Source organism: Hoylesella buccalis ATCC 35310, assembly GCF_000177075.1.
GTDB classification, from domain to species: Bacteria; Bacteroidota; Bacteroidia; order Bacteroidales; family Bacteroidaceae; genus Prevotella; species Prevotella buccalis.
Map to the genome: position 1 here is coordinate 1 of NZ_ADEG01000107.1, position 11,678 is coordinate 11,678.

Consider the following 11,678-nt stretch of genomic DNA (forward strand, 5'->3'; position numbering starts at 1 on the left):
GTGTGCGGTGGTAATTTATAGAACCAGCCATAGATGAATGCAATAAAAAAGACTGCACAGAATAAATCCTTCTGTGCTGCTTATCGAGCGGTTTTGCTCATCAATCGGCTGCTATCGTCAAGCAGCCAGTAAGCCTTTTACCGTCAGCGTATGGGCGTTATGGGGTTTCAGCTCGCTCTGGTATGCACACTAAAGCATGTGCGGGACGCAGGTAAAATTGCATCCCGTGAAGCTATGTAAGCCATGAAACAACTCTTGTTACTGGTTATTTCTTGGGGATAATCATCCACAAAACGAGGTAAAGTATCAGTCCGCTGAAAGCGGTGAACACCGTTGCGATGGCATAGAGTACGCGAAAAATGGTTGGGTCTACATCAAAATACTCGGCCAATCCGCCGCAAACTCCTCCGATCATCTTGTTGCTGGATAAGGTTAATTTCTTCTTCATGACATTTTTCCTTTTTGGTTTAGTTGTATGTTAGACGTTGCCGATGACTGAAAAGTTGCATGCGTTCCCGCCATGCGTTTATTTTTCATTACATATTCAACAGCAGATCGTTGAGTATGTCTGTTATCTCGTGTTCGCTCACTCCAGCCTTAACGACGATGAAGATGGTATCGTCGCCTGCGATGGTCCCCAGTATTTCCGGGATGTCGCTGTTGTCCAAGTTGTATGCGATGCTGCTGGCGTAGCCCGGACGGGTCTTGATGACGCCGATGTTGCCAGAGAAATTGATGGACAGGAACCCCGGCGTGCGCATCATTTCTCGTGCCGAGGCAGGATTGTGCACCCGGCGATACATGGTTTCGTTGGGCAGAACGTACACATATTTGCCATTCATGCTGGCCGCTTTGGCTACCTTCAGCTGCTTCAGGTCACGACTCAAGGTGGCCTGTGTCAGCTCGAAACCTTCTTTTTTCAGTTCGTCGAGCAGCTCTTTCTGACTGCCTATCTCCTTGCTCGAAATGAGCATTTTGATGGTTTCTATTCTATCTTCTTTTAACTTCATCGTTTGTAAGATTATTCACTGCTACCTGCAAATATAATGAATTTTGCATAAAAACAAAACGATTCTTGCCAAAACCAACATTTATATACACTTATTAACAGAGAAGAAGTGGAGGGTATCATCTGCTCTTGTTTACGACAAAGGTCTGGTAAAACCGCTACTGCCATGGGCGGGGCAAATGGAGGTTTATGAGAAAAATGTGCTTTCAAGGCGGAAGATGTCGAAGAATAATGCTATCTTTGCGTGACAACCAAGCAAATAATTGATGATGAAGAACAAACTGACCTATCGATGGGGAGCCACCCTGCTACTTGCGCTCGTGCTGTCTCTGCCTGTCTTTTCGCACACCAAACGTGCCATGCGCGAGCGATTTATCGCTAAAGCTGAAGTGCCTATCATTGGTGAGCGACTCAAGAAGGAATGGATGAAAACTACCCGAGCTCGTTTGGGGTTGTATTACAGGGCACGTACGCTGACGCATAATGGGGTGTCTATGCCGCTGTGGTGGACGGTCTACGGTGACAAACCTGCCGATGGTTATAGCTTGTTCATCTCGCTTCATGGGGGAGGTGGAACCACCCAAGCAGTGAACAATCAGCAATGGGAGAACCAAAAACACCTTTATCGTCCCCAGCAGGCGGTTTATGTGGCACCTCGTGCGCCATGGAATTTGTGGAACATGTGGTGTCACGAGGGAATTGATGCGCTCTACGAACAACTCATTCAGATGTGTGTGGCCTTCGAGGGCGTTAATCCCGACAAGGTGTACCTCATGGGTTACTCGGCTGGGGGCGATGGTGTGTGGCGCATGGCTCCGCGCATGGCCGACTCGTGGGCGGCGGCTTCGATGATGGCAGGCCATCCTGGCGACGTGTCTTTGCTGAATCTGCGCAACTTGCCTTTCATGATTTGGTGCGGCGAGCGCGACTCTGCCTACCATCGCAATACGTTGGCAGCACAGAGAGGATTGCAAATGGACTCGCTGCAGCTGCACGATCCTACAGGGTATGTTCATCAAACGCATATAATAAAAGGTGCGGGACATTGGATGAATCGGGTTGATTCGGCTGCAGTGCCATGGATGCAACAATTCCGCCGCAACCCTTATCCCAAGCAAATCGTGTGGCGGCAGGCCGAAGTGGTGAAGCCTTACTTCTATTGGTTGGGCGCACCCAAGCATGAGTTGGCGCCAGGCAAGATGGTGCGCGCGTCCATTCATGGTAATCAGGTGGACATCACCGCGTGCGATTACTCTTCGCTGACCATCTATCTCAATGACGACTTGGTTGATTTGGATAAAGCAATAACCATTAAATATGGCAAGCGATTGTTGTTTCGCGGACGTGTCAGGCGCAAGGAATCGACCATGCGTCAAACGCTCTTTCAGCGTAACGACTGGGCGTACATGTTCCCCGCCATGGTTGAAGTGAATATTGAATCTAAAAAACGATAATGATGTTGAAAGAAGGATTGACCCATACCAGCCGCTTGACCGTGACCGAAGCGCAAACCGCACAAGTCATCGGCTCGGGCGACTTGCCCGTGTTGGCCACGCCTGCCATGCTGGCCTTAATGGAGAACGCTGCCATGCTGGCGGTGGCAAATGAATTGGAAGAAGGACAAACCACGGTGGGCGGGCATATCAGCTCGTCGCATCTCAAGCCGAGTAAGGTGGGGGCGATGGTGGAGACCACGGCTACTTTGACAAAGGTTGACCGCCGCAAACTGTTTTTTCACGTGGTGGCCAGGCAGGATGGTGAGGTGATTGGCGAGGGCGACCACCTACGCTTCGTGGTAGATAAGCAACGCTTCATGCAGGGATGAGAAACGGGTGTTTTCGCCTGAAAAAAGTGAGTGACGAAGCATAGGCGCAAACTCGCTTTGCAATAGCCATGCAATTGCGGTATAAGTAACATGGGTTTAGCCGCTAATTCCATACAGATTAGCGGCTAAACCCATGTCTGTTGTAAGTGATTGACTGATAGTGTCCTTTTGACACTGTTTATGTTTCGGCAAATTGGGAGGATTTCCGTCCGTTTTCGTTTCCCCTTATTTCATTTTCGGTTGTCAGCGACAAAACGCAATGAATCTCGCCCCCAACCTACTTTCCCATTTCGAATCCCATGCGGATGCCATCGTAATTTTTGCTGATTTTGCCAATGGTTTCCAGCTTGCTGTCACCACTGATGCTGGCAATGGCCTGAAAAAGGGTGAGCAACTTTTTTGATTCCAAGAGAAAGCTCATGCCTTTTGGCGTGCGCTTGACATAACACGGGAAGGTGATGAGGAACGTCTGCAAATCCAGTTTGCATTCGTCCGGGTGGTAAGTGTACGAGCCTTGGAAGGTCTTTCCAGCCAACTGAATGGTGAAGGTTTTATCCTTGTTTAGCTGAAGGGCGGTGTTTCTTGCATTGAATCCAATGTTTTGGTACGGTGCTTTCAGCTTCTCCTTGGCCTGTGTGGCCGCCACTTCGCCTCCAGCTTTCGCTAAAGCGTTCTTACTGGTGAACGCCACACCCGGTTGGGTGTAGTGCCACGAGCCATAAAGCTGGGCCTCGGTTGGCTTGTCCAGACCAATAACGCTGTTGAAAGCGTTGCCTAAGGCATCACCGTTGGTCATGGCACTGAATATTTGGCCAAACGTGCTTGTTTCTTTCTTTCCAGCCTGTGTGGTATCTGTTTGCAAGCTGCCACAACTCATCAGTGCCGCACAAGATAGGGCGGCAAGCGTCAAATGGATGGTTTTCATTGTCTTTACTCTCTCCTTCCGAATATCCGCAGCAAATACAAGAACAGGTTGATGAAGTCGAGGTAGAGTGACAGCGCACCCAATAGGGCCACCTTTTGCGCACCTTCGCCCATGTCTGTCTGCATGGCCAACATCTGTTTAATCTTCTGAGTGTCGTATGCGGTAAGTCCTACGAAAATCAATACGCCTGCATAACTGAGGATTAAGTCGAAGCCACTGCTCTTAACCAAGAATACGTTGACCAGGGTAGCGATAATCAGTCCGATGAGGGCCATCAAGAGAAGTTTGCCCCACGATGATAAATCGCGCTTGGTAAAATAGCCGTATGCTGCCATAACCCCAAAGGTGCCGGCCGTGATGAAGAACACGTTGGCGATGGATGACATGGTGTACACGGCGAATATCAGCGAAAACGTGGCGCCGTTCAAAACCGAATAGAGCACAAAGAGCAGCGTAGCTGTCGTGAGGGACAGTCGGTTGATGGCTGCCGATATGGCGATGACGATAGCCAGTTCGGCTATGATGAGGCCCCACATGATGGCTGGGGTCTGAAAGATAGTCATCATCAAGCTCGGTGATGAAGCCACGCCATAGGCCGTTATGCCGGTGAGAACCAGCGCCAAGGTCATCCATACATATACTTTTCGCATGAGAGCTGGGAAGGCCAGTGACAACGAACCCTCTTGTTCTCTAATCAATCTGTCTAAATCATTTACTTCCATAAATCTTTTTTATTGGTGTATTTGTTTGCAAAGATAAATTATTTATGTGAAGGATGCAAATCTATCTGACTCCATGCAGTTAAAAAGATTAGGCGCAACACTTGGCTCACACATCATGGCTTTCTGTTGAAGATCATCAGCAGGACATGCTGTGTTTCCGTTGTTTTCTTTGTGGCAATGCTCGAAAAAGTGTAACTTTACCACCAAGAAAAAGAAAATGATGAAGACCGAATTTGAAAAGATGCGTACAGAGGAGCGGTATTCCTTTGCAGACCCAGAGATTGCGGCCAGTATTGCACATGCAATAGACTTGTGCCGCCAGTTGCAGACCATGACGCTCACCGACGAGCATTATCGTGATGTCATCGAACGACTCATCCCCGGCATCCCGAAGAGCGCCACCATCTGTCCGCCCTTTCATTGCGACCATGGCAGCGGTATCACGATAGGCGAGCATACGTTTCTTAATTATAACTGCACCATCTTGGACGGGGCTTATGTGCGCATTGGACATCATGTCCTCATCGGTCCCAATTGTCAGCTGTACACGCCGCAGCATCCGATGAATTATCTGGAGCGACGTTTGCCGCAAGAAACCTCTTATCCTATCAGTATCGGCGATGATACCTGGTTGGGTGGAGGCGTCATTGTGTGTCCGGGTGTTACCATCGGCAAGCGTTGTATCATCGGAGCTGGTTCGGTGGTCGTGCATGATATACCCGATGACTGTTTGGCAGTGGGCAATCCTGCAGTTATAAAAAAGCGTCTGCGGTAATTCTTCCTCGCTCGGGTGATATCCGATTTACACTTGCGTCTCTTTTTTTATTCCTCATGAGTGATGGCGATTGGGACATTTGTTGTTTAGTCTTCGGTTTCTAAGTCCAATGTGTCCTGAATGTTCAACATGTATTTCCAGCCACCCACGTCAAATTTAACGTAATCGAGGATAAGGCTTTCTTGTTCTTTGGGTGTCAGATTGTCGTGCATTACAATTTCTTTAATTACTTCTTTCCATAAATTGCAAAGCACACGGAGAAAATGAGGTGATATTTGGTCGTTAATGTACGGATATTGCTGCTTCATTCGTTTGATGTAGTTCATTCCGTCAATACTTTGTTGTTCTATCATCTTGTCAATGGCATGATGAAGTGAGGTGTTGTCAGCCTCGTTCAACAAAAGTTTTAATTCATTACGATATGGAACAACTAACGATGTGACCAATTCTTTCATACTTTCCAAATATGAGTCGTATCTGAATATGTCCAATGAGGCGTATGATGACTGGTTGGCATTTTGCCTATAGGTTTCAAAGGCTTTTAATAAGGGGTGTATGACACACCTGAACAAATGGTCTTTGCTTTTGAAATAATGATATATGTTGCCAACCGCAATGCCCGAAAGTGATGCAATGCGCTGCATAGATGTGTTTTTCACTCCATTCGCAATAAACTCTTGTCGGGCAACAGCGATGATTCGTTCTTTGATTTCGTCTTTTTGTGTCTGCATGTTGAGCGTATTTTATACTGCGAAAAAGTTTGAGTCTGTTCTTTTGGGATTCTGAAGCAGAAGTGACGAACAGACTCAATCTTCTATTTATCTTTATTTAGCAAAACTGTAAAAGAAGCTTGGATTACCCATTATTTCCAATACAGGTCCTTTTACTTCCCTTGTTTCTGGATTGTAGGTGTAAAAGCCATTTGCCTTTTTGTTGGCACTCCCAAATACAATTAGATTTCTGTGTTTACCAATGGCTGTTCCTTGAGGGTTGCCTACCTCCATGCCCTCTATCTTGGTAATACTTTTTTGGTATAAATCTATCTCCACGGGTACGTTGGTTATTGATAGATACGGATTACTCATGGCGTTAGGATCTAAGCCGTAAGCGTTTAGATAAGCGTATAGTTTGCCTTTACCTCCGTAAAACGTGGTTGCAGCAAATTCACCCTTCTTGACCGATAAGCCTTTTACTTCTGTTTGGTCGAACCGAATGCAGTATGTGGGGTCTATCTCTTCGCTTCCGTTCTTAATGCGGGCAATACCTCCAGGAAGTTGAGGCATAAAGCCAAATGCTCCAATGCAGTTGATGTATATGTCTTTGTTCTCATCCATGAAGATAGAATTGGCGTCTATGGGGCGTGTTGCAAAACTCATGCCTAAAGATGTGTTGGTAATGTGCTTTTTTACTTGGTCTGTCTTAGTGTCAATCATGGCAAGCTCTATGGTGTTGGAGGTTGGCATCCACTGTGAATTAAACTGATTAAGCCCAACAAACAACATGCCGTCTCGGATAATCATGGCAGCTGGGGCTACCTTGGTGTCTTTGTGTGCTAAAGAGTTAAGGTCTATCTCTGTCAGTTTTTTCATGGTTTGCGGATTAAATACCATGATTTTTCCCAAACCTTGAAAACTAACGTAAGCCTTTTCTTCATTCAGTTCTACCACATTGCTGGCAGCAGCTCCTGCAGGGATGGACAGTGTGCCTTTTTGTACAAAGTTGCCTTGCGCGTCAATGTTGTATCGTGTAATCTCTGCCTTGGAGTTCCCCATATAATCGGGGAAGGAATATAGATTACCACTTGGTGTGATGATAGGTGTTGAACCAAATCCTGTGGGCGTGGCGTTTTTGTTGTTGTACTTCCCGGGTGTCATGTCGGCAAGTGCTTGCATGTACACGCTGCCGTTGTTGCCTTCGGGGTTGGTAACTCCTGTTGCAAAAACAATGCCTTGGAAAGCATTGGCACCAGTATTTTTCTTTGATTGGGGCGTAGCGTTGTCGTCGCTACCACACGATGCAGCCAGTACGGAAAGAGCAATGGCTGACAATAACATCTTGATTTTCATACGTTTTTTTGTTTTAATGATATAATTAATGAATTGATACTATAAATATTACTTTAATAAATATCTTACTTTGAAAGCTACAGACCGCCCTGGTAATGGACAATTCAAATCGGATACGACGCGGCGGTTGGCTATATTCTTAACCTTTAGCGTAAAGCTCCATGTACTGTTCTGTAATGTGTGTTCTATGGCAGCATCCACTATCATGGAGGTGGGTATTTTGCGCTCTTGATATTTGCTCATCTCAAAATCGTAGTAATATTGGTGTATATATGAGGCGTCAACCATGATGCGGGTATTCTGTCCTCTACCGCCAAAAATATTCTCCTGATGATATTCCAGCCCTCCATTAGCCATGAAGTAAGGTACATTTGGAATACGCATGTTGTAGGTAGGATTTTCCACCACTGTGCCGGGAACCATCTTTCGCTTGTCACGCAAGTCTTGGTATGTGGTGTTAGCATATAAATAGAGCATGGGCAATACGTCTCCTTTGGCTTCTAACTCTATTCCCATGGTTTGCACTTCACCAAAGTTTCTATATCGAGCCATGGTAGGTATCATGTCGGGTGTGAAACGTATCATGTCTTTTAAAGTGTTGTAAAAGCTGTTCAACTCCATTTCTATCATTCCACCATCTTTTAATGCTTTGTGATAGAGCAAGCCAATATTACATCCTGTCGTGCGCTCGGGTTTTAGAGCTGGCGAAGGTAATATGGAATAGCCGTTGCCAATAAGCTCCTCGGTAGACGGTATGCGCACTTCTGAGTTGAACGATGCCTTGACCAACAGTTCGTCGGAGAACTTCCAGCGCATGGCGTTGCTAAAACCAGCAAAGTTTTTTGAACTGCTGACGGGCTTTGGCTCACTAATAGAGTAAGTGGAAATACTCCGTGAGTCGGAACTATATATAAAGTCTTTTATCGTGAATGCGTTTTGAAATCTGCCATTAAAGAGTGTCAAGTCGTACGATAGTCCTATGGTAGTGGATGTCATCCTGCTATGAAAGTTGGCATTGAATCCTAAAGCCTTATCCATAAGCGAGTCGGTGGGAAACATATTCGTATTGTTGGCACATACATTGAGGTTGAGGCTGTGGTGCGCGTTGATGAGATAATTTAGGTTGAGCTTGCCGCTCCAATCATACGACTTGTTATCGCCATCGCTTGGATGGCTGCCTTGCTCACCACCAAAAGGCGATACGGCAGGCAGTTGGTTGCCATCCCAGTCGTAGCGACACTTGGCTTTATCTGTCATTCCATATCGTCCGTACGAGAGCAGTGTCTCAAAAGTCAGGTCTAAGCCCGGTGCAAAAAAGTTCTCTTTTTGCAGTTTCAGCGCAGTCATGAGGTTTTGTGACTTATTGAAAGCCTCACGAATATATTGGTCAATACCTTGTATCTCTTGTCGGGTGTGGGTAAATATCAGTTCCCACTTTATTTCGTCAAACCACCATTTGGTGGCTTTCACAGATGCGCCACCAATAATCTTGGAATATTTATCATGGGTGCGCTTTACGGTTCTTCCATCCAAATGGTCTAAAACCATGTCGTAATCGTTGTCCGAATGGGTGTACACTCCACCAATGCCAAACTGCAGTCCTGTGCGTTGGTTGGTACGCTTCAGAACAGTAGATAATTGGTGAGTGTTGAACGAGCTTATCTCGTACGATGCGTCGAAGTAAAGGGGAGGATACTCTTTGGTTACTACGTTTACGGCTCCACCTAATGCAGAACCACCAAACTTGTAGGGCACAATACCTTTATACACCTCAATACGCTCTATCATTGAGGTAGGAATGTCATTGAGTGCGACAAAATTATTTACTCCTCCTAAGGGGCTTTCGTCAACAAACATGCCCATGCGCTTGCCTTCCAGCCCTCGTATTGATATGCGTGATGCACTTCCTATACCACCTGTGTTGCGTACTGTTACCCCTACGGTGCGAGCCAGTACGTCATTGATATTCGTGGCAGTTCCCTCTAACTGTCGTTTGCCTATGACCGATACGGGCAAAGCCGACTGCTTTAGTTGTCTTACCTTGTTTTTGCCCAAGATGGTTACACCTTGTAGTGTGTTACTGTTTGCGTGTAGAGCTATGTTGATGCAAATGCTGTCTTGTTTGTTGACAAATAAATCTACATTGGTCTTTTTTGTTTTATAGCCGACGTAAGACACCTGTAGGGTAAACTTTCCTTCTTCGCTGATAGGCAGAACATATCTACCTTCTTCGTTACTGATGGCACGCTTCTCCGTCCCTATGATTTCAACACTGGCACCACTCAATGGAATATGTCGCTGCTCATCGGTAACATATCCATGCAGTATGGTTGTGCCATGTGTTTGTGCGTTGGCGTTGTAACTTGTGGTGTGGAGCAAGCATAGTATGTAAAAGATACGTAGCAGGCATAAAGAATGTGTTGATAGGTGTTCCATGTTTTGCTTTTTTTGTTTTTGAGGAGTTTCGAATAATGAATGAAATTCAAAATTATTCACAAAAAAAGATGCACCAACTTAAAGTTGATGCATCTACATATAAATTTTCTACAAAAAGATTTGTCTTTCTTTCGCTTCCTTGTCATTGAAATATTTTTTTTGTTGGCGGCAAAGGTACTGCATATAAAATAAATTTGCAATACTCATTTGTAGGTATCTTGAACCATGATGTTTTTTCGATGAGAGTGGAAAATCAAAACCATCTCTTCACTTACTTCTTTTTTTGCCTCTTTTGTAAAGAATTAGTCATCTTCCTCTCCCTTTTTAATGAATTTGTGGGCGGGATTTTCCTACTTGAAAACCAATTGAAAGTTGAACGGGAATTGAATGAACATTGAACGAACAATCAATTTACCCCCTTCTAACTGCTTGATAATCAGTCATGGCTCCTTTATATACTAATAATACTAATAATACTGATTATACTAATTATCCGTCGTCGAATGTGTGTGCGAAAATCGTCGTCGTCGCCGATGTAAATATTTTTTCAATAATAAGGAAAAGAAAACGCAACGGCAGCAATTCGCAATAGCAAGGAGAATAGCAGCCAATTGCATGGGAATTGTAGCGCAATAGCATGGCGTTTGCCAGGTAATAGCATGTCTTTTGCCCGGCGGCAACCAACTGGAGAACGCACCAAATTTTTAACCCGCTTTCTTGCAATAGCTGGTTGGATGTTGTATCTTTGCAGAGCATGAGAAACCAGTAATCGTAATCGGGGATTTGAAGATGGCTGACGGTGAGAACAAGAATCAATGGGTGCTGAAAAACGGTACACCGGTAGGAGAATTGAGATTCTATCAAAAGGCGGATGCTATTTTTCAGCTTACTTTTTTGTTCTGTCAGAAGTTCCTGCCCAAGTATGGCGACCGAACGGTAGACCAAATGGTGCAGGCAGCGCGGTCGGGGAAACAAAATATCGTGGAAGGGCTGGAAGACGGAATCACGTCTACCGAGATGCAACTTAAACTGCTGAATGTTGCTCGCGGGTCGTTGCAGGAGTTGCGCGAAGATTATGAGGACTATCTGCACACGCGCAGGCTCGAACTGTGGGCCAGTCAGCACAAACGTTACGATGGAATGCTGAACTTCTGTCGCACGCACAATCTCGCCGCCCACTATATGCCTTTTGCTGCCAAGTGGACCGCTGAGGAATATTGCAACACGCTGCTAACACTGTGCCATCTTACCGACCGCATGATGTGCAATTATTTGAAGTACTTGGAAAAGCAGTTTGTTGAGCACGGTGGTATAAAAGAGCGCATGTATGCGGCCCGCACAGGTTATCGCAAGCAGCAAGACCGCCTCATGCAGCAGCTGAAGGAAGAGAATCTACGCCTGAAAGCCGAAAACAACCGCTTGAAAGAAGAGCTCTTGAAGCTGCGAGCCGCTGGGATGTCTCAATAAAAGGCAGCAGCACACGGCCCCTAGAATCCCTAGGCTTCCTGGGATCCCTAGTTTTCCTAGAATCCCTAGGAACCCTAGATTACCTAGGAATCCTAGATCGCCTAGAAAAAACGCCCCTTTCGCTTGATGTAAATCAAGTTTCTCTTAAAAATCAAACTTTTTTCTGAAAATATTTGGAAGTTGCCAAGAAAGTGTTTACTTTTGCACCCGCTTTCGAGAATGAAACACAAATGAAACACTCGTTAGCAACATAAAGAAGCGTTCTTTGAAAAGATTTACATAAAGACAGAAGTAGTACAAGAAGCATGAGTATTGTTAAAGATGCTCATGGGTGAATATTTACGAACCGTTCAATTCTTACTAGAAACGAACAAAGGTGAGAATACTTTTAAATTCTGGAGTTTCGTTCTGAACAGAGAAACGAAGTTGGATAGATAGGCGTGTTTTTGGCGC

General features: G+C 45.5%; 11 protein-coding genes. 4 read left to right on the forward strand and 7 right to left on the reverse strand.

What is annotated here, in order from left to right; all coding sequences use genetic code 11:
- Positions 1 to 265: 265 nt before the first annotated feature.
- Together HMPREF0650_RS11400 and argR are read right to left on the reverse strand one after the other, a co-directional pair.
- Positions 266 to 448 (reverse strand): PspC domain-containing protein, encoded by a 183-nt coding sequence (locus HMPREF0650_RS11400; protein ID WP_004350947.1) that lies wholly within the window; start codon positions 446 to 448, stop codon positions 266 to 268.
- An 88-nt stretch (positions 449 to 536) separates the two neighbouring features.
- Positions 537 to 1,010: an arginine repressor gene (gene argR, locus HMPREF0650_RS11405; RefSeq protein ID WP_004350948.1), complete on the reverse strand. Its 474-nt coding sequence runs from the start codon at positions 1,008 to 1,010 to the stop codon at positions 537 to 539.
- A gap of 265 nt (positions 1,011 to 1,275) precedes the next feature.
- Here argR and HMPREF0650_RS11415 point away from each other — a divergent pair, with 265 nt between their 5' ends.
- Together HMPREF0650_RS11415 and HMPREF0650_RS11420 are read left to right on the forward strand one after the other, a co-directional pair.
- Positions 1,276 to 2,463, forward strand: coding sequence for an alpha/beta hydrolase family protein (locus HMPREF0650_RS11415; protein ID WP_004350952.1), 1,188 nt, complete (start codon positions 1,276 to 1,278; stop codon positions 2,461 to 2,463).
- Positions 2,464 to 2,465: 2 nt separating this feature from the next.
- Positions 2,466 to 2,834 carry a thioesterase family protein gene (locus HMPREF0650_RS11420; protein ID WP_040563319.1) on the forward strand — a complete coding sequence of 123 codons (369 nt, stop codon included), beginning with the start codon at positions 2,466 to 2,468 and terminating at the stop codon, positions 2,832 to 2,834.
- Between the two features lie 277 nt (positions 2,835 to 3,111).
- Here HMPREF0650_RS11420 and HMPREF0650_RS11425 read toward each other — a convergent pair whose 3' ends face one another.
- Positions 3,112 to 3,759, reverse strand: coding sequence for a DUF4923 family protein (locus HMPREF0650_RS11425; protein WP_004350955.1), 648 nt, complete (start codon positions 3,757 to 3,759; stop codon positions 3,112 to 3,114).
- Between the two features lie 5 nt (positions 3,760 to 3,764).
- Positions 3,765 to 4,481 carry a Bax inhibitor-1/YccA family protein gene (locus HMPREF0650_RS11430; protein WP_004350956.1) on the reverse strand — a complete coding sequence of 239 codons (717 nt, stop codon included), beginning with the start codon at positions 4,479 to 4,481 and terminating at the stop codon, positions 3,765 to 3,767.
- A 220-nt stretch (positions 4,482 to 4,701) separates the two neighbouring features.
- Here HMPREF0650_RS11430 and HMPREF0650_RS11435 point away from each other — a divergent pair, with 220 nt between their 5' ends.
- Positions 4,702 to 5,256, forward strand: coding sequence for a sugar O-acetyltransferase (locus HMPREF0650_RS11435; protein WP_040563322.1), 555 nt, complete (start codon positions 4,702 to 4,704; stop codon positions 5,254 to 5,256).
- An 86-nt stretch (positions 5,257 to 5,342) separates the two neighbouring features.
- Here HMPREF0650_RS11435 and HMPREF0650_RS11440 read toward each other — a convergent pair whose 3' ends face one another.
- The 3 genes from HMPREF0650_RS11440 to HMPREF0650_RS11450 all read right to left on the reverse strand — a co-directional run bounded on the left by HMPREF0650_RS11440 (position 5,343) and on the right by HMPREF0650_RS11450 (position 9,758).
- A complete protein-coding gene (locus HMPREF0650_RS11440) occupies positions 5,343 to 5,987 on the reverse strand; it encodes a TetR/AcrR family transcriptional regulator (RefSeq protein ID WP_004350959.1) in 645 nt (214 codons plus the stop codon).
- A 93-nt stretch (positions 5,988 to 6,080) separates the two neighbouring features.
- Complete coding sequence (locus tag HMPREF0650_RS11445) at positions 6,081 to 7,322, reverse strand: DUF4374 domain-containing protein (protein WP_004350960.1); 1,242 nt, start codon at positions 7,320 to 7,322, stop codon at positions 6,081 to 6,083.
- Positions 7,323 to 7,370: 48 nt separating this feature from the next.
- Positions 7,371 to 9,758, reverse strand: a complete 2,388-nt coding sequence (locus HMPREF0650_RS11450) for a TonB-dependent receptor (protein WP_211205588.1) — start codon at positions 9,756 to 9,758, stop codon at positions 7,371 to 7,373.
- A 789-nt stretch (positions 9,759 to 10,547) separates the two neighbouring features.
- Between HMPREF0650_RS11450 and HMPREF0650_RS11460 the strand changes: the two genes are divergently transcribed.
- Positions 10,548 to 11,225, forward strand: coding sequence for a four helix bundle suffix domain-containing protein (locus HMPREF0650_RS11460; protein ID WP_004350965.1), 678 nt, complete (start codon positions 10,548 to 10,550; stop codon positions 11,223 to 11,225).
- The last annotated feature ends 453 nt before the right edge of the window (positions 11,226 to 11,678 follow it).

Bases quoted from the DNA above. Each gene is read 5' to 3' on its own strand.
- HMPREF0650_RS11435 (WP_040563322.1), top strand. From the start codon at position 4,702: ATGAAGACCGAATTTGAAAAGATGCGTACAGAGGAGCGGTATTCCTTT.
- HMPREF0650_RS11430 (WP_004350956.1), bottom strand. From the start codon at position 4,481: ATGGAAGTAAATGATTTAGACAGATTGATTAGAGAACAAGAGGGTTCG.
- HMPREF0650_RS11450 (WP_211205588.1), bottom strand. From the start codon at position 9,758: ATGGAACACCTATCAACACATTCTTTATGCCTGCTACGTATCTTTTAC.
- HMPREF0650_RS11440 (WP_004350959.1), bottom strand. From the start codon at position 5,987: ATGCAGACACAAAAAGACGAAATCAAAGAACGAATCATCGCTGTTGCC.
- HMPREF0650_RS11400 (WP_004350947.1), bottom strand. From the start codon at position 448: ATGAAGAAGAAATTAACCTTATCCAGCAACAAGATGATCGGAGGAGTT.
- HMPREF0650_RS11445 (WP_004350960.1), bottom strand. From the start codon at position 7,322: ATGAAAATCAAGATGTTATTGTCAGCCATTGCTCTTTCCGTACTGGCT.
- HMPREF0650_RS11415 (WP_004350952.1), top strand. From the start codon at position 1,276: ATGATGAAGAACAAACTGACCTATCGATGGGGAGCCACCCTGCTACTT.
- HMPREF0650_RS11425 (WP_004350955.1), bottom strand. From the start codon at position 3,759: ATGAAAACCATCCATTTGACGCTTGCCGCCCTATCTTGTGCGGCACTG.
- argR (WP_004350948.1), bottom strand. From the start codon at position 1,010: ATGAAGTTAAAAGAAGATAGAATAGAAACCATCAAAATGCTCATTTCG.
- HMPREF0650_RS11460 (WP_004350965.1), top strand. From the start codon at position 10,548: ATGGCTGACGGTGAGAACAAGAATCAATGGGTGCTGAAAAACGGTACA.
- HMPREF0650_RS11420 (WP_040563319.1), top strand. From the start codon at position 2,466: ATGTTGAAAGAAGGATTGACCCATACCAGCCGCTTGACCGTGACCGAA.